At 62.9% G+C, this 20548-nt stretch carries 17 protein-coding genes and 1 tRNA gene; 10 read left to right on the top strand and 8 right to left on the bottom strand.

Features of this window, described 5'->3' with window-relative positions:
* The first annotated feature begins 88 nt into the window (after positions 1-88).
* Together BM438_RS07095 and BM438_RS07090 are read left to right on the top strand one after the other, a co-directional pair.
* A complete protein-coding gene (locus BM438_RS07095) occupies positions 89-919 on the top strand; it encodes an EI24 domain-containing protein (protein WP_054037984.1) in 831 nt (276 codons plus the stop codon).
* Between the two features lie 30 nt (positions 920-949).
* Positions 950-1780 carry a competence/damage-inducible protein A gene (locus tag BM438_RS07090; RefSeq protein ID WP_093633580.1) on the top strand — a complete coding sequence of 277 codons (831 nt, stop codon included), beginning with the start codon at positions 950-952 and terminating at the stop codon, positions 1778-1780.
* A gap of 166 nt (positions 1781-1946) precedes the next feature.
* Here BM438_RS07090 and BM438_RS07085 read toward each other — a convergent pair whose 3' ends face one another.
* Positions 1947-2411, bottom strand: coding sequence for a rhodanese-like domain-containing protein (locus BM438_RS07085; RefSeq protein ID WP_054037988.1), 465 nt, complete (start codon positions 2409-2411; stop codon positions 1947-1949).
* A 439-nt stretch (positions 2412-2850) separates the two neighbouring features.
* Here BM438_RS07085 and glnA point away from each other — a divergent pair, with 439 nt between their 5' ends.
* The gene (gene glnA / locus BM438_RS07080) at positions 2851-4266 is read left to right on the top strand and encodes a type I glutamate--ammonia ligase (protein ID WP_063496656.1); all 1416 of its coding nucleotides are present in this window, start codon (positions 2851-2853) and stop codon (positions 4264-4266) included.
* 21 nt (positions 4267-4287) lie between these two features.
* Here glnA and BM438_RS45400 read toward each other — a convergent pair whose 3' ends face one another.
* On the bottom strand, positions 4288-4458 hold the full coding sequence (locus BM438_RS45400) for a hypothetical protein (RefSeq protein ID WP_167378325.1): 171 nt from the start codon (positions 4456-4458) through the stop codon (positions 4288-4290).
* A gap of 22 nt (positions 4459-4480) precedes the next feature.
* Here BM438_RS45400 and glnL point away from each other — a divergent pair, with 22 nt between their 5' ends.
* From glnL to BM438_RS07065, 3 genes are all read left to right on the top strand, one after another.
* Positions 4481-5623, top strand: a complete 1143-nt coding sequence (gene glnL, locus BM438_RS07075) for a nitrogen regulation protein NR(II) (RefSeq protein WP_093633579.1) — start codon at positions 4481-4483, stop codon at positions 5621-5623.
* A gap of 35 nt (positions 5624-5658) precedes the next feature.
* Positions 5659-7176, top strand: coding sequence for a nitrogen regulation protein NR(I) (gene ntrC / locus BM438_RS07070; RefSeq protein ID WP_093633578.1), 1518 nt, complete (start codon positions 5659-5661; stop codon positions 7174-7176).
* A gap of 110 nt (positions 7177-7286) precedes the next feature.
* Complete coding sequence (locus tag BM438_RS07065) at positions 7287-9425, top strand: prolyl oligopeptidase family serine peptidase (RefSeq protein WP_093633577.1); 2139 nt, start codon at positions 7287-7289, stop codon at positions 9423-9425.
* Positions 9426-9443: 18 nt separating this feature from the next.
* Here the strand turns inward: BM438_RS07065 and xth are convergent, their stop codons facing one another.
* A complete protein-coding gene (gene xth / locus BM438_RS07060) occupies positions 9444-10220 on the bottom strand; it encodes an exodeoxyribonuclease III (RefSeq protein ID WP_093633576.1) in 777 nt (258 codons plus the stop codon).
* A gap of 257 nt (positions 10221-10477) precedes the next feature.
* Here xth and BM438_RS07055 point away from each other — a divergent pair, with 257 nt between their 5' ends.
* Complete coding sequence (locus tag BM438_RS07055; protein ID WP_054038000.1) at positions 10478-10765, top strand: hypothetical protein; 288 nt, start codon at positions 10478-10480, stop codon at positions 10763-10765.
* A gap of 126 nt (positions 10766-10891) precedes the next feature.
* Positions 10892-10968: transfer RNA gene (locus BM438_RS07050), tRNA-Met, on the top strand.
* A 92-nt stretch (positions 10969-11060) separates the two neighbouring features.
* On the opposite strand, the gene BM438_RS07045 is transcribed toward BM438_RS07050, so the two are convergent.
* Positions 11061-11762, bottom strand: a complete 702-nt coding sequence (locus BM438_RS07045) for an aspartate/glutamate racemase family protein (RefSeq protein ID WP_093633575.1) — start codon at positions 11760-11762, stop codon at positions 11061-11063.
* 213 nt (positions 11763-11975) lie between these two features.
* Here BM438_RS07045 and BM438_RS07040 point away from each other — a divergent pair, with 213 nt between their 5' ends.
* Positions 11976-13277, top strand: coding sequence for an amidohydrolase family protein (locus tag BM438_RS07040; protein WP_093633574.1), 1302 nt, complete (start codon positions 11976-11978; stop codon positions 13275-13277).
* A 121-nt stretch (positions 13278-13398) separates the two neighbouring features.
* On the opposite strand, the gene BM438_RS07035 is transcribed toward BM438_RS07040, so the two are convergent.
* A complete protein-coding gene (locus tag BM438_RS07035; protein WP_093633573.1) occupies positions 13399-15507 on the bottom strand; it encodes a M3 family metallopeptidase in 2109 nt (702 codons plus the stop codon).
* A 349-nt stretch (positions 15508-15856) separates the two neighbouring features.
* On the opposite strand from BM438_RS07035, the gene BM438_RS07030 reads away from it, so the two are divergent.
* Positions 15857-16957, top strand: a complete 1101-nt coding sequence (locus tag BM438_RS07030) for an acyltransferase family protein (protein ID WP_093633572.1) — start codon at positions 15857-15859, stop codon at positions 16955-16957.
* A gap of 112 nt (positions 16958-17069) precedes the next feature.
* Here BM438_RS07030 and folD read toward each other — a convergent pair whose 3' ends face one another.
* From folD to BM438_RS07015, 3 genes are all read right to left on the bottom strand, one after another.
* Entirely contained in the window at positions 17070-17930 is an 861-nt protein-coding gene (gene folD / locus BM438_RS07025; protein WP_093633571.1) for a bifunctional methylenetetrahydrofolate dehydrogenase/methenyltetrahydrofolate cyclohydrolase FolD, read from the bottom strand.
* 243 nt (positions 17931-18173) lie between these two features.
* Positions 18174-19115, bottom strand: coding sequence for a DUF2950 domain-containing protein (locus tag BM438_RS07020; RefSeq protein WP_093633570.1), 942 nt, complete (start codon positions 19113-19115; stop codon positions 18174-18176).
* Between the two features lie 20 nt (positions 19116-19135).
* Positions 19136-20452, bottom strand: a complete 1317-nt coding sequence (locus BM438_RS07015) for a DUF3300 domain-containing protein (RefSeq protein WP_093633569.1) — start codon at positions 20450-20452, stop codon at positions 19136-19138.
* Between the last annotated feature and the right edge of the window lie 96 nt (positions 20453-20548).

Genomic DNA, 20548 nt, shown 5'->3' with positions numbered 1-20548 from the left:
CACGTTTGTGCGCGCAGCCTTGGCCTCGTGGCCGGTGCGTTGCGGCATTCTCCTTATTCCATCGTTTCGTCCACCGGCACTGGCTCGCATGAATGATTTGTTGCGCTCGTTCGGACGTGCGCTCGCAAGCGCGCTCCACCCGCGCATGCTCTGGTTGACCTTCCTGCCGTTTCTGGCGGCAACGGTCGGGTGGGGCGTGATCCTGTGGTTTTCCTGGCAGACGCTGATCGGCGCCACCCGCACGTGGCTCGAAAGCTGGTCGTTCACCGTCACGCTCTATCATCTGTTCGACTGGCTCGGCTTTTCGGCGCTGCACACGGCAATCGCGCCGTTTATCGTGATTGCGATGGCGATTCCGCTGATCGTCGTCACGGTGTTGCTATTGATTGCCACGCTGTCGATGCCGGCCGTGATCCGCTTTCTGTCGGCGCGGCAATTCCCCGGCCTTGAAATGCGTCGCGGCGGAACGTGGTACGGTAGCTTGGGCCAGGCATTGTGGACCACGCTGGTTTGTCTGGTGCTGCTGATCGTCACGTTGCCGCTCTGGCTGGTGCCGCCGTTTTTTGCGCTGATTCCGCCGCTCCTGTGGGGCTGGCTGACGTATCGCGTGATGAGCTACGACGCGCTCGCGCTGCATGCCACGCGTGACGAGCGGCGCGCGCTGGTGAGACGCTTCCGTTTGCCGCTGCTGTTGATCGGCATCGCGAGCGGACTGCTGGGTTCACTGCCGACGCTGCTGTGGGCATCGTCGGTATGGCTGATCGTGCTGTTCCCGGTGATCACCGCGGTGACGATCTGGATCTACGCGTTCATCCTCGTGTTTTCGGCGCTGTGGTTCGGCTACTACTGTCTGCGCGCGCTGCAACGCATGCGTGCGGAAGAGCACGGCCCGCGGCACGCGGCGCCGGTTCCCTACTGATGAATTACTGACAAAGCGAAAGAGGCGGCAATGGCATTTGGCGTCATCATCATCGGCGACGAAATCCTGTCGGGCAGACGTATCGACAAGCATCTGCCGAAGGTCATCGAATTGCTGGGCGCGCGCGGGTTGTCGCTCGGCTGGGCTGAATATATCGGCGACGAGCCGGAGCGCATCACGGCGACGTTGCGACGCACGTTCGCGTCGGGCGACATCGTGTTTTCCACGGGCGGCATCGGCGCCACCCCGGACGACCACACCCGTCAGTGCGCGGCAGCCGCGCTCGGCGTGCCGCTCGAACTGCATCCGGAGGCCGCGAAGCTGATTCAGGAGCGTATCCGCGATATGTATCCGGCGAACGCCGCAGCGCCGCTCGATCTGAATTCGGCCGAGAACCGGCATCGTCTGAATATGGGCACGTATCCGCAGGGCGCGTCGATCATTCCCAACGGCTACAACAAGATTCCTGGCTTCTCGATCAAGCAGCATTACTTCGTGCCGGGCTTTCCGGTGATGGCGTGGCCGATGATCGAGTGGGTGCTGGATACGCAATACGCGCATCTGCATCATGCGATGCCGCACGCGGAAAAGTCATTGCTGGTGTTCGAGCTGCCGGAGTCACGCCTCACGCCGTTGATGGAAAAAATCGAACACGATTTTCCGGGTGTGCGGGTGTTCAGCCTGCCGAGCGTGGGCGATGCGGAGCGTGGCGGCGTGTATGCGCGGCATCACATCGATCTCGGTGTGAAGGGCGAACCGGAAGCGGTGGCAGCGGCGTTTGTGAAGCTGCGTGAAGGCGTGCACCTGCTGGGCGGCGATATCGTCGAGCCGGAGGCGGCTGGGGCTAAACCGCGCGCTTGAGCGCTGGTCGTGCAGCGGTTAATCGCCGCGCACACCATCCTTCCTTCGGGCGCGCTTGCGTCCGTACCTGACATAACACTCAACGCATCATCGGCCTGTCACATGCAGCGCCGACGATGCGTCTAATTGTCCCGCCCATCTCCCGAAGGCCCCTGCGGATCAACAATCAGGCGCCGATCCACGGCAACCCGCGAAAGCACCAGCCCGACACCGTCTTCCGATGCCCCTGGCCGTCCTTGTCGCCTTCGAAGCCTTCCAGCAGGTCGTACGCCTTGGTAAAGCCGGCTTGGGTAGCGGCAATCGCGGCGAGCTTCGAGCGCGCGGCGCTGCGGCACAAGAACAGCACCGGCGTGTCGGGCGAAGCGATATGACTCAGTTGCTGAAGGAATTCCTGGTTCGGCACGGCGCCTGGGTAGCGCGTCCATTCCACGTGGGCGTATTGTCCGTCGCCGATAACCGGCCGGCCAACCCAATCGAGTTCGGCACGGGTGCGCACGTCGACGAGACGCGTGCGCGGGTCGAGTTGCAGCAGTTCGAACGCCTCGGCGGGCGATACCGCGCCCGCGTAGGGCAACTGGTTCTCGGTGCGGCGCTTGTCCGCCTGGGCGTACAACTGTTCGAGCGTGCTCATGAGCGCAAATCTCCGTCGGACCAAATGAACATTCTAGCGCGCGGCGTGCAACGCGCATGCGGTTCAGCGCGGGCGTCCAGTCCGCACGAAGCAAGGAGATGTGCGCTCTGTAATGGTGCATATTCCGAAAAATGCACCAGAATAGAGATGTCACCCGTTGTCGATTTTGTGAATGCACTAATTCGGTGCGATGCGCAACGTGAAGATTTCGGGGCCGCATGCGGTTCGGTGCGCCCATTCCCCGCAAACGCGCGCGCAGTGTGGTTCTGCGCCGGGTTGGCGCACACATGGCACAGAAGCTGCTTTATTGGTGCCGATCGATTTGTTCCAGCAGGCTTTTATGTTCATCCTCAACGATAGAGGGGTGGACGCGCCGGGACGGGTCAGCTAGATTGGGCGGCGGCTGAATCCGCCGAATTCGTTAATCAGGAGATAGGTTATGAGTAAATCCGTGGCCGACGTCGTTCAACTCGTCAAAGACGAGGACGTCAAGTTTGTCGACTTCCGTTTCACCGACACGCGCGGCAAAGAGCAACACGTTTCGGTGCCGGTGTCGGCATTCGATGAAGACAAGTTCGAAAGCGGCCATGCGTTTGACGGTTCGTCGATTGCCGGCTGGAAGGGCATCGAAGCATCGGACATGCTGCTGGTCCCGGACGCGAACACTGCCTTCATCGACCCGTTCTATGAAGAGTCGACCCTCGTCTTGACCTGCGACGTCGTCGAACCGGCTGACGGCAAGGGCTATGAACGCGACCCGCGTTCGCTCGCAAAGCGCGCTGAAGCGTACCTGAAGAGCACGGGCCTTGGCGACACGGCCTTCTTCGGTCCGGAACCTGAATTCTTCATTTTCGACTCGGTCAAGTGGGGTACGGACCAGTCGGGCACGTTCGTCAAGATCGGTTCGGAAGAAGCACCGTGGTCGTCGGCGATGGACTTCGAAGGCGGCAACACCGGCCACCGTCCGGGCACGAAGGGCGGCTACTTCCCGGTCGCACCGGTCGACACGTTCCAGGACATCCGTTCGGAAATGTGTCTGTTGCTCGAACAGATCGGCATCCCGGTCGAAGTGCATCACCACGAAGTCGCGGGCCAGGGCCAGAACGAAATCGGCACGAAGTTCTCGACGCTGGTGCAACGCGCCGACTGGCTGCAGCAAATGAAGTACATCATCCAGAACGTCGCGCACACGTATGGCAAGACGGCAACGTTCATGCCGAAGCCGGTGGTCGGTGATAACGGTTCGGGCATGCACGTTCACCAGTCGATCTGGAAAGACGGCACGAACCTGTTCGCAGGCAACGGTTACGCAGGTCTGTCGGAATTCGCGCTGTTCTACATCGGCGGCATCATCAAGCATGCTCGCGCGCTGAACGCGATCACGAACCCGTCGACCAACTCGTACAAGCGCCTCGTGCCGCACTTCGAAGCACCGGTGAAGCTGGCTTACTCGGCGCGCAACCGTTCGGCATCGATCCGCATTCCGCACGTGTCGAACCCGAAGGGCCGCCGTATCGAAACGCGTTTCCCGGATCCGATGGCGAATCCGTACCTGTGCTTCTCCGCGCTGATGATGGCGGGTCTGGACGGCGTGCAGAACAAGATTCACCCGGGCGAAGCTGCCGACAAGAACCTGTACGACCTGCCGCCGGAAGAGGATGCAAAGATCCCGACCGTGTGTGCCGGCCTCGATCAGGCGCTGGACGCACTCGACGCGGACCGCGAATTCCTGACGCGCGGTGGCGTGTTCACGGATTCGATGCTCGACGCGTACATCGAACTGAAGACGGGCGAGCTGCAACGCTATCGTCAGTCGGTGCACCCGATCGAATTCGAAATGTACTACTCGCTGTAAGCGGCAATGGCGCTTCGCCCTTCAAACGGCGAAGCGCTTTGCCCGACGCTCGCGATCGGTCACGAAGGGACGGCGGCGCCGTCCCTTTTTTGTTAGGCGCGAATGAGTCCATTCGCGGCGTTCGTGACGTACAGGGGCAAAGAAGTAGCGCATCAGGCAGGACAATAAGCGGTACACCTGATTGATCACCATCTCCTATCGGCCAGACTGCAAGATGGTTCTGAAGAATCTGATGAAGGCAAGGAAAGGGCACGAGCAGACGCTGTCGGACGACGCTCAGCTCGTGGGTTCCGGTTTGCTGCCGGGCTTCGAGGCATTGCCGACGGTCGCGCTGGTGCTCGAGAAACGCACGTTGCGCGTGGTGTTTGCGAACCCGTCGGCGGAGTCGATGCTGGAGCTCTCGCGCAAGCAATTGACGCAGATGGCGTGGCCGGACATCTTCTCGAACGCGGACGAACTGCTCGCTACGATTTCGGCGATCGCCGCCCACCGTTTTCACGCGACGCATCTGGACGCCGTACTCGAGCGTCCGGGCCACGAGCCGCTGCATGTGCATGCGGTCGTCGGTCACCTGGAAAGCGCGCAAGACTATGTGCTGCTCGAACTGTTCGAGAACGAGCGGCATATCCGCACCGACCGCGAGGAGCGCATCAACGACCTCACGGCGGTCAACAAACAACTGATCCGCAACCTCGCGCACGAGATCAAGAATCCGCTCGGCGGGATTCGCGGCGCGGCGCAACTGCTCGAATTCGAACTCGGCGAGCGTCAGCGCGACGAGTTGCGCGAGTACACGCAAGTCATCATCAAGGAATCGGACCGGCTGCAAACGCTGGTCGATCGCCTGCTGGAGCCACACCGTCATCCGCATATCGTCGGTGACGTGAATATTCATGAAGTGTGCGAGCGCGTGCGTCAGGTGATTCTCGCGGAGTTTCCGCGCGGTCTCACGATCGAGCGCGACTACGACGTGAGCGTGCCGGACCTGCGCGGCGACAAGGAGCAACTCATCCAGGCGTTGCTGAACATCGTGCGCAACGCTGCCGAAGCATTGCGCGAACGCATCTCGCAAGGCGATGCGCGCATCGAATTGCGCACTCGCATTGCGCGCAAGATCACCGTGTCGAAACGTTTATGTAAGCTGGCACTGGACTTGCATATCACTGACAACGGGCCAGGCATTCCCGAAGAAATCCGTGACCGCATTTTCTATCCGCTCGTGTCGGGGCGCGAGGACGGCAGCGGTCTCGGCCTGACGCTCGCGCAGACTTTCGTGCAACAGCACGACGGGCTGATCGAAGTGGAAAGCCGGCCGGGCCACACCGAGTTTCAGATTCTGCTGCCGCTCGACTGCTAACACCACAAGCCTCTCAAGACTTCTGAACGACCTATATGAAGCCGATCTGGATAGTAGACGACGATCAATCGATTCGCTGGGTGCTCGAAAAAGCGCTCGCCCGCGAAAACTTCGCGACTCGCAGCTTCGCGAACGTGCGCGAGGCATCGGCCGCGCTCGATCACGACAGCCCTCAGGTGCTGGTGTCCGACATCAGGATGCCTGGCGGCTCCGGCCTCGAATTGCTGCAGACCGTTCGTGACAAGGTGCCGGGCCTGCCCGTCATCATCATGACGGCGTTCTCGGACCTGGACAGCGCGGTCGCCGCATTCCAGGGCGGTGCATTCGAATACCTCGCCAAACCGTTCGACGTCGACAAGGCGGTCGAGTTGATCCGTCGCGCGGTCGACGAAAGCATGCGCGGCGAACAGACGTGGGACGACCGCGTCGCCGATGCACCGGAAATGCTCGGCCAGGCGCCGGCGATGCAGGACATGTTTCGTGCGATCGGCCGGCTGTCGCATTCTGCGGCCACCGTGCTCATTACCGGCGAATCAGGCACCGGGAAGGAACTCGTTGCTCGCGCGTTGCACCGACATAGCCCACGCGCGAATGGTCCCTTCATCGCGTTGAATACGGCGGCGATTCCGAAGGATCTGTTGGAATCCGAACTGTTCGGTCACGAGCGCGGAGCGTTTACCGGCGCGCAGGCTATGCGCCAGGGGCGCTTCGAGCAGGCCGAAAACGGTACGCTGTTTCTCGATGAAATCGGCGACATGCCGTTCGATCTGCAGACGCGCCTGTTGCGCGTGCTGTCGGATGGGCAGTTCTATCGCGTCGGCGGCCACAATCCGTTGCGCGCCAATGTGCGCGTGATCGCGGCGACGCACCAGAACCTCGAATCGCGCGTGCGTCAGGGCCTGTTCCGCGAGGACTTGTATCACCGGCTCAATGTGATCCGTTTGCGTTTGCCGGCCTTGCGCGAGCGTAGCGAAGACATTCCGCTGCTTACGCGCCACTTCCTGCAAAAGAGTGCGCGCGATCTGGGCGTGGAGCCTAAGCGCGTGTCGGAAGAGGCGCTCGCTTATCTGGCATCGCTGCCGTTTCCGGGCAACGTGCGTCAACTGGAGAATCTCGCCAACTGGCTCACGGTGATGGCGCCGGCGCAGACCATCGAGATCAAAGACCTGCCGCCCGATCTGGGCCCCGCGCAAGTTGGCGTGGCCGATCTCACGGGCGGTGGCACCGGCGTGATCGGTACCGGTGAAGTAGGGCTCGCCGGCGGTGCGCCGATCAACGGCATCAGCGCAGCCGCGCATCCGGCCAGTGCTGCCGGCATGCCCGTCGCGACTGCTGTTGCTGCCTGGGAAGGCGGCTTGCGCACCGAAGTCGCGCGGATGTTGCGCGAGAATGCGGCCGACGTGATGGACGAACTCGCGCGCCGTTTCGAAGCGGCAGTGATTCGCGAGGCGCTGGATTTCACGCGTGGCCGCAAGGTTGAAGCGGCGGAGCGGCTCGGCATTGGCCGCAACACGATTACGCGCAAGATTCAGGAACTCAATCTTGAGCCCTGAGGTTTGCGCGGTCAGCCGGGGCGGCTTGGCAGCCGCTCCGGCGCGCAGCGTCAAAGGCTCTCCGGCTCCCACAAGGCATAATCAACGCTGTTTTCATTCAACAGCTGACGATGCCCGCTTCTGCCGCTTTTTTCTCCTGGCCGCTTTCTCCCGATCCCTTTCTGTCGCTCGAAGCGCTCGACGACCCTGACGCACTCGCATGGGTCGAAGCGCAGAACGCCCGCACGCGCGCCGCGTGGTGCAGCAGCGCGGAATTCGAGTCGCTCAAACAGCGGCTTGCCGACGCTTATCTGCCGCGCGAGCGCCCGGTCATCCCCGATCGCTGGAAGGACTGGGCCTACGATCTGTGGCAGGACGAACGCAATCCCAAAGGCATCTGGCGGCGCACGGCGTGGGCGGCCTGGCGCAGCGGCGCACCTGTCTGGCAGAACCTGCTCGACTTCGATGCGCTCGGTGCGGCCGAAGGCACGCCATGGGTCTGCGCCGAACTCGACATTCTTTATCCGGATGGCGATCGCGCGCTGGTCACGCTGTCGCCGGGCGGCTCGGATGCGCTGGTTGTACGCGAGTTCGACATCGACGCGCGACGGTTCGTGGACGACGGCTTCGTGATTGCGAAGGCCGGCAAGCACACGGCTTCGTGGATCGATCGGGACACGCTCTACGTCGGCTGGGACAACGGCCGCAAGACGCTGACGCGCTCCGGCTATCCGCGCGAAGTGCGGCGCTGGACGCGGGGGAGTGCACTGGCCGACGCGCCGGTGGTCTTCAAGGGGGCGTTTGGCGACATCGGCGTCGAGGCCCACTACGATCCGATCGAGCGGCGCCACACGGTGGTGAGCAGCGTCGATTTCTTCGATTCGCAGACGTACTACCTCGATATCGATACCAACGACGGCGCCGCAGACAGGGCCGATGCATGGCACCGGTACGACGTACCCTCGCACGTTGCGGTCGGCGGCTGGCAAGGCTGGCTGCTGCTCGAGCCGCGTCTCGATTGGGACTGCAATGGCGTGCGCTATCCGGGCGGCGCGTTGCTGGCGATCCGCGAAGCCGCGTTTTTGCGTGGCGAGCGTGACGTGGTGCCGCTTTTCACGCCGACATCGCAAACCTCCGCCTGCGAGTGGACGCACACGCGCAACTACCTGATCGTGTCGTACCTGGAAGATGTGCAGAGCAGGACCTCGCTGTGGATCCCGTCGCAAGCGGCCGATCAAGTCTGGCACTGGCATCAACGTTTCTTTCCCTCACGTGACGATGTGCAGGCCGACGTCTCACCGATCGAGCCGACGCTGAACGACGAAGTGTTCGTCGATACCGACGACTATCTGCAGCCGCCTGCGTACTGGCTCACCGATCTTGCCCAGAACGACCTGACCGACTGGACGTTGCTCGACCGCTGGCCGACCCAGTTCGATGCGACGCCGTTCGCGGTGACGCATGGGCACGCGGTGTCCGCGGACGGCACGCGGGTGCCGTACACCGTGATCGGACCGCGGGTAGCGCAACACGCTGTGCAAGGGCAGACGGCGCAGACAGACGAGCAACCACGCCCATGCCTGCTCAACGGTTACGGCGGTTTCGCGATTCCGCTGCTGCCGGGTTATCTGACCGGGCCGGGGATCGGTTGGTTGGAGCGCGGCGGCGTGTACGTTGTGGCGCATATACGCGGTGGCGGCGAGTTCGGCACGCAGTGGCATACGGCGGCGCAGGGCGAGCATCGGCAGCGCTCGTTCGACGATTTCATCGCGGTGGCCGAGGCGCTCATCAGCACAGGCGTGACCAGCGCCGCGCAACTCGGTATTCAGGGCGGCAGCAATGGCGGCCTGCTGGTCGCGGCGTGCATGGTGCAGCGTCCCGAGTTGTTCGGCGCCGTAGTGTGCGAGGTGCCGCTGCTCGACATGAGCCGCTATCACCTTTTGCACGCAGGCGCATCATGGATCGATGAATACGGCGATCCGGACGAGCCAGACGAGGCACGCGTGCTGGCCGCTTACTCGCCCTATCACCGCGTGAGTGCGGACGTCGCGTATCCGCCGGTGCTGTTCACCACATCGACTGCGGACGACCGCGTGCACCCCGGACACGCCCGCAAGATGGCCGCGCGCATGCAGGCGCTGGGCGCAGAAAAGGTCTGGTATCGGGAGAACACGGAAGGAGGACACGGCGGCTCCGATGAGCTGGAGCAGGCCGAGCACGATGCGATGGTGTTCGAATTCTTGTGGCGCTGTTTGAGCGGGGCGGCGTAGGCTCCGCTCGCCGTGCGTTCAGCCGATCTGGGCGACGACCGGCGCGTGGTCCGACGGCTGCTCCCACTTGCGCGGCACCTTGTCGACATCGCAGGACGAGCACGCCTCGGCAAGCGCTTTCGACAGCAGAATGTGGTCGATACGCAGCCCCGCGTTGCGGCGGAATGCCATCATCCGGTAGTCCCACCACGAATAAATCTTCTCCGGCTGCTCGAACTGACGGAACGCATCGACGAGACCGAGTGCGACCAGCCGCACGAACTCGGCGCGCTCTTCGGGCGACACCAGATTCTGGCCTTCCCACGCTTTCGGATCGTGCACGTCGCGATCTTCCGGCGCGATGTTGTAGTCGCCGAGCAGCGCGAGTTTCGGATACAGCGCCATTTCGCTCGCGACCCAGTCGTGCAGGGCGGCGAGCCAGCCCAACTTGTAGGCGAATTTGTCGGTGCCCGGCGCCTGGCCGTTCGGGAAGTAGGCGGAAATGATGCGCACGCCCTCGATGGTCGCGGCGATCACGCGTTGCTGCGGGTCTTCGAGGCCGGGGATATTGCGCACGATGCTGCTTTCGTCGACGTTCAGGCCGTCGCGCACCAGGATGCCGACGCCGTTATACGTCTTCTGGCCCGCGAACCAGCTCCGGTAGCCTTTCGCTTCGAGTTCGGCGCGAGGGAATTTGTCGTCGGTCAGCTTCAATTCCTGCAGGCACAGCACGTCTGCGTGGCTGGTTTCGAGCCAGTCGATGACGTGCTGCAGGCGCACTTTGAGGGAGTTGACGTTCCAGGTGGCGATTTTCATAAAGTTCTCACATTCTTGCTGGGCAAGGCTTTGTGGGGCGCTGGCCCCGCGTTCCGCTTTATTTTTGCTTCAGCGACGACCCGTCTGGCGACCCGGATCCGGATTGGCAGGATCGGGTCGATTCCGATAGTCCCGCATCTTATCGCGCGAGACGACCGACGGTGAAAATTGCCCCGGCGGCCGTCAAAAATAAAAGCCCGATGCCGTCATGCCACGGCGTATAGTGGGATCACATTTACGCGCATCGGGAACGCATCATGGCCCAACTATATCCAGCCCTTTATAAGGACTTCGAAGTGCATCCGCTGGTGTTTTCGCGGCAGTTCGACAAGTTCGACGGTCACAAGCGTCATGCCGAAGGTTACGACGTTGCAGTACGCGTGTGCCGGCCGGGCGCGATCAGCGGCTCGAAGGCAAGCCGCGTATTCCGTCTCGTGCTGGCGTCCACGTTCTCCGATTTCGGTGTCGCGAAACGCAGCGCGAGCCAGTACGGCGCGGACATCATCGACGGCAAAGTGGAAGGCGCGACGGTCGAGGATCTCTGAGTGGTCCGCTTATGTGCGGCGTTCACCTGCTGCATGAGCGCGACCCGCAACAGGCACCGCATTTGAAATTATTTCGTCCGATTGTTTGACGTCTCGCGAACCACCCTATATACTCTTTTTCTCTGACGCGGGGTGGAGCAGTCTGGCAGCTCGTCGGGCTCATAACCCGAAGGTCGTAGGTTCAAATCCTACCCCCGCAACCAAGCATTGTTGAAAGCCCGCTAGCGCAAGCTACGCGGGCTTTTTAACTTCTGGCGTTCGCTTTCACGCGTGCATGCGCCGCGTGCACTTGCATTCACTCCTCCGACTCGATCGCCCAGTCCACTGCCGCTTGCGCATGCAATTCGGTCGTGTCGAATACGGGTAACGCCGAATCTTCCGGCTTGATCAGCAAGGTGATTTCCGTGCAGCCGAGAATCACTGCCTGCGCACCGCGCGCGGCCAGTCCTTCGATCACACGTTGATAGACCGCGCGCGAGGCGTCATTCACGTTGCCGTGGCACAGTTCGTCATAGATGATGCGGTGCACATCCGCGCGTTCGGCTTCTTCGGGAATCAGCGTCTCGAGGCCGTAGCGTTCGCTCAAGCGCCCCGTGTAAAACGTCTGCTCCATCGTGTAGCGTGTACCCAGCAAGCCCACCCGCGCGATTCCTGCGGCGCGCAGCGCCTTGCCGGTCGGATCGGCGATGTGCAGGAAGGGCACGTCAATCGCCCGTTCGATCGATTCGTACACGCGATGCATGGTGTTGGTCGCCAGTATCACCAGGTCGGCGCCGCCGCGTTCGAGTTGGCGCGCGGCGTCGGCCAGCTGATCGCCGAGCGCCGTCCAGTTGCCGGCGCGCTGGTTGGCCTCGATCGGCGCGAAGTCGACCGTCAGCATCAGGCTGCACGCGTTGTGGTGGCCGCCAAGGCGCGCCTTGGCGTGGCGGTTCAGGAGCCTGTAGTACTCGGTGGACGACTCCCAACTCATTCCGCCGATCACGCCGATGGTTTTCATGGTCTTGCTCCGTTGGTGGATGATGCAGGCCGTTGCATGTGGAATGCCAGGCATCGAACGTGTGGAAAGTCGAGTATAGGCGGGCGTTGTCATTCGTAGCCGGTACGCATTCCTCTCCGCCTGCCGGTACGGCGTCCTGCTAAAACGCGGGCACACACTTTCTGACGCCGATAAAATCGCAATCAGTCAAAGAGCGGTCAACAGGAGCGAATCATGGATCTGATTATCCGCCGCGCGACGCTGCCGCCGAGCGCCACATCACAGCACAAGCAGCACAAAGAGCCGGTCGACATCGGCATCGAAGCGGGCCGCATCGTCGCCGTCGAACCGAATCTGGCCGCGAGCGCGCATGAAGAAATCGACGCCGCCGGTTCGCTCGTCACGCCACCATTCGTCGATCCGCATTTCCACATGGACGCGACGCTGTCGTACGGTCTGCCGCGCGTGAATGCGTCGGGCACCTTGCTGGAAGGCATCGCGCTGTGGGGCGAACTGAAGCCGGACCTCACGCAGGAGGCGCTGATCGAGCGCGCGCTGCAGTACTGCGATTGGGCTGTCGCGCGCGGTCTGCTGGCGATTCGCAGCCACGTTGATGTATGCGATCCGCGCTTGCTCGCCGTCGAAGCACTGCTCGAAGTGAAGCGCCGCGTCGCGCCTTATCTCGACTTGCAACTGGTCGCGTTTCCGCAGGACGGCGTCTTGCGCAGCGCAGGCGCATTCGAGAATCTCAAGCGAGCGATTGCAATGGGCGTCGACGTGGTTGGTGGGATTCCGCATTTCGAACGCACGATGGCCGACGGCGCGCAGTCCGTGCGCATGTTGTGCGAGTTCGCGGCGGAGCAGGGCTTGCGCGTCGACATGCATTGCGACGAATCGGACGATCCGATGTCGCGTCACATCGAAACGCTCGCCGCCGAAACGCACCGGCTCGGCTTGCATGGGCGCGTCACCGGTTCGCATCTGACCTCGATGCATTCAATGGACAACTATTACGTCAGCAAGCTCTTGCCGCTGATGCGCGAGTCGGGCGTCGCGGCGATCGCCAATCCGTTGATCAACATCACCCTGCAGGGCCGCAGCGATACGTATCCGAAACGGCGTGGCATGACACGCGTGCCGGAGATGATGGCGGCGGGCATCAACGTCGCGTTCGGCCACGACTGCGTGATGGATCCGTGGTACAGCCTCGGCTCGGGCGACATGCTCGAAGTCGCGCACATGGGTTTGCATGTTGCGCAGATGACGGGCGTCGACGGCATGCATGCGTGTTTCGACGCGGTCACGGTGAATGCCGCGCGTATTCTCGGGCTGGAAGACTACGGCGTCGCGCCGGGTTGCGCGGCGAATCTCGTGCTGCTCGATGCGCGCGATCCGGTCGAAGCGATCCGCTTGCGCGCCGCGCGGCTTGCAGTGGTGAGCCGCGGCAAGGTGGTGAGCCGTGCGCCTGCTGCGCGCGCGGCGTTGTCGCTGGAAGGGCGTCCTGCAGAGGTCGATTTCAAACTGCATCGCGGTTAGCCGCAGCGCACCGCTCGCGGCGCGCGTTCATGAAAAAAGCCGGTGCCTGCTCTCGCAGGTCACCGGCTTTTTTATCGATGTCGGCGCTATCTACAAAGCCGACCGATGCTTCACCACAAGCTCAATGCGCGGCGCCAGGCGCCATGCCGTTGTGCCGCAACAAGGCGTCGATATTCGGCTCGCGGCCGCGGAACGCCTTGAACGATTCCATCGCGGGACGGCTGCCGCCCACTTCCAGAATCTCCTTGCGGTAGCGCATGCCGGTTGCCTGATCGAGCACGCTGCCGCTCGCGGCCTGTGCGGCTTCTTCGAACGCGGCGTACGCATCGGCGGACAGCACTTCAGCCCACTTGTAGCTGTAGTAGCCTGCTGCATAACCGCCCGCGAAAATATGGCTGAACGTATTCGGCCAACGCGAGAACGAAGCTTGCGGCACCACGTGGAAACGCTCGTTGATCTCGCTCGCGAGTTCGGTGGCGTTCTTCGTGCCGGACGCATCGAAGCCGGTATGCAGTTGCATGTCGAACATCGAGAACACGATCTGGCGCAGCGTGCCGAGACCGCTCTGGAAATTCTTCGCGGCGAGCATCTTGTCGAACAGATCGCGTGGCAACGGCTTGGCCGTGTCGACGTGCGAGGTCATGTCGCTCAATACGTCCCATTCCCAGCAGAAGTTCTCCATGAATTGCGACGGTAGTTCGACTGCGTCCCACTCGACGCCGTTGATACCCGACACGCCCAGTTCATCGACACGCGTGAGCATGTGGTGCAGACCGTGGCCGAACTCGTGGAACAGCGTGATCACTTCGTCATGCGTGAAGCAGGCGGGCTTGCCGCCGACCGGCGCCGAGAAGTTGCAGGTCAGATACGCCACCGGCGTTTGCACGCTGCCGTGCGTGTGCTTGTGACGGCCGCGTGCATCGTCCATCCATGCGCCGCCGCGCTTGCCTTCGCGTGCATACAGGTCGAGATAGAACTGGGCGACGAGGCCGCCGTCCTGATTCTCGACGCGGAAAAAGCGCACGTCCGGGTGCCACACGGCTGCTTCGTCGCGACGGATGCGCACGCCGAACAGCGTTTCGGTGACCTTGAAGAGGCCCTTGAATACGACGTCTTCCGGGAAGTACTGTTTAACTTCGTTCTCGGAGAACGAATAGCGCTTCTGACGCAGACGCTCAGCAGCGAACGTCATGTCCCACGGCTGCAGCTCGGCCATGCCGAGTTCGTTCGCGGCAAATTCGCGCAGTTCCTTCCAGTCCTGTTCAGCGTGCGGCCGCGCGCGCGTGGCGAGGTCTTCGAGGAAGGCCATGACTTGCGCCGGCGACTCGGCCATCTTCGGCGCGAGCGAGACTTCGGCGAAGTTGTTGTAGCCGAGCATGTGCGCTTCTTCGGCGCGCAGCTTCAACTGATCGGCGAGCACGGCCGTGTTGTCCCAATCCGGCTTGCCGTTGCCATATTGCGGGCCGAGTTCCGATGCGCGCGTCACATACGCGCGGTAAATCGTTTCACGCATCGCGCGATTTTCCGAGTACTGCATGATCGGGAAATACGACGGGAAGTGCAGCGTGAATTTGTAGCCGGTCTTGCCTTCGCGTTCGGCTGCTTCCTTCGCGGCTTCGATCACGTCTTCGGGCAGGCCGGCCAGTTGCGCTTCATCGCCGGCTTCGACGATGTAGGCGTACGCGTTGGTCGCGTCGAGCACGTGATCCGAAAATGCTTTCGACAAGCCCGCCTGCTTTTCCTGCAATTCGGCGAAATGCGGCTTCTGGTCTTCCGGCAACTCCGCGCCCGACAGGCGGAAATCGCGCAGCGCATTACCGAGGATTTTCTTGCGCTCGCCGGTCAGCGAGGAAAAATCGCTGCTGGCGTGGAGCGCCTTGTACTTCTCATAGAGCGCGAGATTCTGGCCGACGCTCGACCAGAATTCGGTGACGCGCGGCAGATTCTCGCCGTACACCGCGCGCAGCTCCGGCGTATCCGCCACGGCGTTCAGATGGCCGACCACGCCCCAGGCGCGCGACAGCGGTTCGGTGGCGCGTTCGACCGGCTCGACCACGTCGGCCCACGAAGCGGGCGTAATGGGCTGGGCGGCGCGCTCGACGGCGGCGGCCGCATCGGCGAGCAGGATATCGAGGGCGGGGGTGACGTGTTCGGGGCGGATTTCGCCAAAGCGCGGCAGGTCGGAGAAATCGAGGAGCGGATTGTCGTGCTTCGAGGGGGTATTGGACATAAGGCTTCCTGTCTGACGCGGGTGAACGGGTAATCGGTGCATCGACGGGCGCGCGATGGCGCCCCAATGACACTCCATAGAGACATTATTGGGGCTGGGCGCGCCGATTCCAATCCGTCGGTAGACAAATTATCAGATGTCGCGTGACTGTGCGCGGAGGAGCCGGTGCCACACGCGGCTCCGGCGGCTGCAAGGCAATGCGCCAGGCAATGCGCCAGCGGGTTGCCGCCGCCAGAACCGCTCTCGCAGTGCCGCGGCGCTCTGTGCGAAAGCGAACGGTGCAAATTGCTGCCATGCCACATTCTGGCGCGTCGGCACCCATTAGTGACGCTTTCTGTAAGAGGTATCGATGAACCCGCTTTCGCACGCCCTTTCGCGCAACGGCAACAATTTCGATCTCGTGCGGCTCCTTGCCGCCATCGCCGTGGTGTATGGCAATTCATATCTGATACAGGCGCCCGACGGCACGACGGATTGGGTCCGGAACGCGCTCGGTTTCGACGGTTTTGGCGCACTCGGCGTCTATGCGTTCTTTCTGCTGAGCGGCATGCTGGTGACCGCCAGTTTCGACCGGCAACGCTCGGTGCCGCGTTTCGCCGCGTTGCGCATCGCGCGCCTGTGGCCGGCGGTGGCGGGCGGCTCGCTGGTGACCGTGTTCATCGTCGGGCCGCTGTTCACGACACTGCCGCTGCGCGACTATTTTGCTTCCGGCATGACGTGGGCCAACCTCGACAACTTTTCCAGCATCGTGCTGAAAACCGGCTGGGTGGTGCCCGGTGTATTCGAGCACAACCGCTTTCCAGTCGACGTCGCTGCGCCGCTGTGGACGTTGCCGCTCGAAGTGCGCTGCTATCTGATCGTGATGGCGACCGGCATGCTGGGCTTGTTGTCCAGCGCGCGGGGGGCGGCACTGGCGGCGGTGCTCGGGTGCGCCGCGTTCGTTCTGCGCGTGCATCTGCCGCATCTGCAGATCGGCCTGCGTGACTTCAGCGAAACGCCCGGCGGCTATTCATTCTGGCCGGAGCCGTTTTTCATGCTGGGGATGCTGCTGTATGGCTGGCGCGAACGGATCGACATCAACGGCCTGACGGCCGTCGCGCTGGTGATGGTGTTTCTGGTGTTCCGCGACACGGCCGGCGCTCAACCGCTTTTCTATCTGGCGTTTGTTTACGGCGTGCTATGGGTGGGCGCGACGCCGCTCTTGCGGCGCTTCGTGCCGCGCCACGATTACTCGTATGGGATTTATCTGTACGGTTTTATGGTGCAGCAATGCGTCGCGAATATCGCGCCGCAGTTGAGCCATGTGACGGCGGTGCTGATCGCGGCGCCGTTCATCCTGCTGTGCGCGGCGCTGTCGTGGCACTTCGTGGAGAGGCCGGTGCTGAGGTGGTGCCGCGGGCGTCTTGCGCGCCGGTCAACGACGCTTGGCGCTGGGGTAGTGACGCGGTGAGAGTCGTGTTTGACGCCGACGTGTGCAACTGGCGCTGGCTGCCCCGGTTTGACGCCGGGGTTTGACAGTTTGAACGCCGGCGAAATCACTCCGCCGGCATGAACCCTCAGCTTTACGCCTTTGCCGCCGCTTCGCGCTCGGCGGCTTCGATCGTGTTGACGAGCAGCATCGTGATCGTCATCGGACCGACGCCGCCCGGCACCGGCGTGATGTAGCCGGCCACTTCCTTGACACCCGCGAAATCGACGTCGCCGCACAGCTTGCCGGCTTCGTCGCGATTCATGCCGACGTCGATCACGGCCGCCCCCGGTTTCACCATGTCCGCCGTGAGAATGTTGCGCAGGCCCGTCGCGGCGACCACCACGTCGGCGTTGCGGGTATGGGCAGCCAGATCACGCGTCTTGCTATGGCAGATCGTCACGGTAGCGCCCGCTTCGAGCAGCAGCAGCGCCATCGGCTTGCCGACGATGTTCGAGCGGCCGATCACCACCGCGTTCGCGCCTTGCAGCGGAATCTCGTAGGCCGCCAGCATTTTCATCACGCCGTAGGGCGTGCACGGGCGGAACAGCGGGCGGCCGGTCATCAGCGCACCGGCATTGGCGACGTGAAAACCGTCGACGTCCTTTTCCGGGGCGATCGCCTCGATCACCTTGTGGCCGTCGATATGCGGCGGCAACGGCAGTTGCACCAGAATGCCGTGGATGCGCGGATCGCGATTCAGCTCGTCGATGCGCGCCAGCAGCTCGGCTTCCGGCAGATCGGCCGGATAGCGGTCGAACGACGAACCGAGGCCGTTGTCATGGCACGCCTTGACCTTGTTGCGCACATAGACTTCGCTGGCTGGATTGTCGCCGACCAGCACCACGGCGAGGCCCGGCTGATGCCCGCGGGCGGTGAGGGCTGCGGCGCGCGTGGCGACGTCGGCGCGCAGGGTCTTGGAAAGGGCTAGGCCGTCGATCAGTTTGGCTGTCATGGTCGGTCGAGAAGGGCGGTTTGGAAAGCGGAGCAGGGCACAGGCGCGCGTGCGCGGCACGTGCGATGGCGCTTTTCACCGGAAACGGGTCGGCACATGAAAAGCGCGCGGCGCGAATCAGGGATAAGCAGCGCTGCAAAGTCCGTCATTATACCGGCCCGGCTTGCCGTGCCATGTACGGATTCCGGATGCGCCGGCGCGCCGGAATCCGCGATGCCTCCAATCGTCGAGCGACTTTTCCCGCTACTCCTGCACTGCCTGCCAGCTATCGTCCGGGTCGAACGATTTAATGGCGGCCGCGGCACGCGCGGATTGCGGCCCGAGGTTCTTCTGATAGACCTGACCGTCCTGATTGACGATAAAGCTCATCACGCCGGTCTTGCCGTACTCGGCCGGCGAGGCGACCAGACCGAACCCTTTGGTCAGCACGCCGTTCTCGACGTAGTTCTGCGCGCCCCCCTTCGCGTGCGCACCTTGCGCCGTCAGGATCCGGTAGTGATAGCCGTGGTACGCCTCTTTCGGCAGGGTGCCGTTGGGCATGGTGGCGGCGAGCGGTCCGAGCGGGCTTTCCGTTTCGCCGGGCGCCGTTGCCCAATACAGGCCGTCATGCTGGCCCTGCGTACTGACGAAGCGCTGTGCGTAGTGCTGGGTCAGGTTGTGATAATCGTTCTGCGCGTCGAGATAGGCGAGCGAGGTCAGGATCGCCGCGTGTTCGTTGCGGCCGATGCGGCGCGTCAGCATCTCGTCCTGCGCGGCGGGCGGATCGAAACGCCAACCCTTGCCAGCCTGCACGAGCGGAATCGGCAAGGTCCAGCCACTGTCGCCGACGGCCAGATGCGCGGTTGCGCGACCCTTGCTCTTCGCCGGGTCCTCGATGATCTGATGTCCCTTCGACCATGCGCCGAGGAACTGGTAGATGTCGTCCTCGCCGATTCCTTCGGAAGGAATGTAGCGATGAAAATCATTGCCGAGTACGTGCTTGAGTGCACCTTCGTCGTTGCGGGCCAGGGCGTCGACGAACGCATTGGCAGCGTCGTCGGCCGTGGGATAGACCGCCTGCGCGTGTGCGGCGGTCGTGCCAAGCAGAAGTACCGGCGCCACCAGCAAGGTGCCGGTCGTGCCAAGGGCGACGGCGAGTGTCAGAACGTGGGCGCGCAAGGCGCCGCGTGGGAATAAGCGAATCATCAGAAACTCCTCTTGATCGTTCAACGGTTGCGGCCGAGATGGCGCTCACCGCCGCCGCCACCGCCCAGTCTGCCACCACCACCGCCGAAGTTGCCGCCACCGCCGCGCTGGACGCCGCCGCCGTTTGCACCGAGGCCGCCGCCCGTGCGTTGCTGACCGCCGCCATTGGCGCCGAGGCCGCCGCCGGAACGGTTCGCGGCAGCGTTGCGGCTCGCCTCGCCACGCTGCGTATCCTGGCGCGCGGCATTGCCGTCGCCGGCGCCGCGTAACGCGTTATCGCGATTGGCGTTCTGCGCGCGGTTCTCCAAATCGGCGTTCTGCGTGCCACCCTGATGAATCCCTTGCACGCGTTGGCTCGCATTGCCGCTCAGGTTCTGGCCGGTTCGGTTCTGCAAGGTCTGCTGCGCCTGGGCACGCGCGGCGTCGTCACGTCCGCGATAGGCATCACGCTGTGCGCCGCTGATATTGTTATTGACGTTGCGGTTGATGTTCGCGTTGTTGACGTTGCGATTGACGTTGGTGTTGCGGTTCCAGTTCGTCGTGCTGCTATTCACGTTGAGCCGGTTGTTCACATTGATGTTGTTGTAGTGGTTCACGTTGATGTTGACGTCGTGCGTGTTCCAGTTGAAGCCTCCCCACAGCGAATTGGCAACCGCGACACCGGCGCCGAACGCGAGGCCGGCCGCCAACCCGCTTGCGATTGCATAACCGGGCGGCGGTGGCACATACACGGGTGGGTAGGCGGGATAGGGCCATGTGCCGTAGACCACAGTCGGGTTATAGGTAGGCACGTAGACCACTTGTGGATTGGCCGGCACGATCTGAATCGTGCTTTGCTCGACCACAACCTTTTGTTGCGAGCTCGTCTTCAGATTGCCTGCTGCTTGCGCCTGTTTGCGCAGGCGTTGCACGGAGTCCATCACGTCATTCGACTGGCCAAGAAAGGCCGTGCCGAGTTGCGCGACCCAATCGGGTTTCGACGCCATCGTTGCGAGGACCTGCGGGAAGGCGACGAGTGACTGCACGCTCGGGTCCCAGGGCTCCGACGCGACCGCTTTGACGGCGTCGTCGCCTTGCAACTTCGAGTTTGCTTTCGACCACGCGGCTGCGGCCTGCACGTCTTGCGGGAAGGTGGCGGCCATCAGCACTTGCGCAAGCAGTGCATCGGGATAAAGCGCGATGGGCGCAGTCAGCGAATCGAGTTGCTGGTTCGACAGCTTCGCGGCGCTTTGCGCATAGACCGCGCTCGGCATGGTCAGACCGACGAAGAATGGTGCGCCCGCAAGTGCGGCGCACACAAGCAACACACGCGAACGGTGTGTTCCGGATCGTTTCACGATGAAATCCTCCCGGCTGCGTTAGACGCGCGAGATCGATGCGCAGCGCATGCTGCGTTGCTTTCGCGCGATGGAATGGAGAAGGCAGCGAATAAA

Origin of the sequence: Paraburkholderia aspalathi (assembly GCF_900116445.1) — a bacterium.
GTDB lineage: Bacteria > Pseudomonadota > Gammaproteobacteria > Burkholderiales > Burkholderiaceae > Paraburkholderia > Paraburkholderia aspalathi.
Note: the sequence above shows the minus strand (reverse complement) of the source record. Positions and strands in the feature narration are given on the sequence as shown.

What these genes read in the sequence shown, in the direction of transcription:
- BM438_RS07055 (WP_054038000.1), top strand. Translation starts at nt 10,478, where the DNA reads ATGGCCCAACTATATCCAGCCCTTTATAAGGACTTCGAAGTGCATCCG.
- BM438_RS07040 (WP_093633574.1), top strand. Translation starts at nt 11,976, where the DNA reads ATGGATCTGATTATCCGCCGCGCGACGCTGCCGCCGAGCGCCACATCA.
- BM438_RS07035 (WP_093633573.1), bottom strand. Translation starts at nt 15,507, where the DNA reads ATGTCCAATACCCCCTCGAAGCACGACAATCCGCTCCTCGATTTCTCC.
- folD (WP_093633571.1), bottom strand. Translation starts at nt 17,930, where the DNA reads ATGACAGCCAAACTGATCGACGGCCTAGCCCTTTCCAAGACCCTGCGC.
- BM438_RS07065 (WP_093633577.1), top strand. Translation starts at nt 7,287, where the DNA reads ATGCCCGCTTCTGCCGCTTTTTTCTCCTGGCCGCTTTCTCCCGATCCC.
- BM438_RS45400 (WP_167378325.1), bottom strand. Translation starts at nt 4,458, where the DNA reads ATGGTGATCAATCAGGTGTACCGCTTATTGTCCTGCCTGATGCGCTAC.
- BM438_RS07090 (WP_093633580.1), top strand. Translation starts at nt 950, where the DNA reads ATGGCATTTGGCGTCATCATCATCGGCGACGAAATCCTGTCGGGCAGA.
- BM438_RS07020 (WP_093633570.1), bottom strand. Translation starts at nt 19,115, where the DNA reads ATGATTCGCTTATTCCCACGCGGCGCCTTGCGCGCCCACGTTCTGACA.
- BM438_RS07045 (WP_093633575.1), bottom strand. Translation starts at nt 11,762, where the DNA reads ATGAAAACCATCGGCGTGATCGGCGGAATGAGTTGGGAGTCGTCCACC.
- BM438_RS07085 (WP_054037988.1), bottom strand. Translation starts at nt 2,411, where the DNA reads ATGAGCACGCTCGAACAGTTGTACGCCCAGGCGGACAAGCGCCGCACC.
- xth (WP_093633576.1), bottom strand. Translation starts at nt 10,220, where the DNA reads ATGAAAATCGCCACCTGGAACGTCAACTCCCTCAAAGTGCGCCTGCAG.
- BM438_RS07095 (WP_054037984.1), top strand. Translation starts at nt 89, where the DNA reads ATGAATGATTTGTTGCGCTCGTTCGGACGTGCGCTCGCAAGCGCGCTC.
- ntrC (WP_093633578.1), top strand. Translation starts at nt 5,659, where the DNA reads ATGAAGCCGATCTGGATAGTAGACGACGATCAATCGATTCGCTGGGTG.
- BM438_RS07030 (WP_093633572.1), top strand. Translation starts at nt 15,857, where the DNA reads ATGAACCCGCTTTCGCACGCCCTTTCGCGCAACGGCAACAATTTCGAT.
- glnL (WP_093633579.1), top strand. Translation starts at nt 4,481, where the DNA reads ATGGTTCTGAAGAATCTGATGAAGGCAAGGAAAGGGCACGAGCAGACG.
- glnA (WP_063496656.1), top strand. Translation starts at nt 2,851, where the DNA reads ATGAGTAAATCCGTGGCCGACGTCGTTCAACTCGTCAAAGACGAGGAC.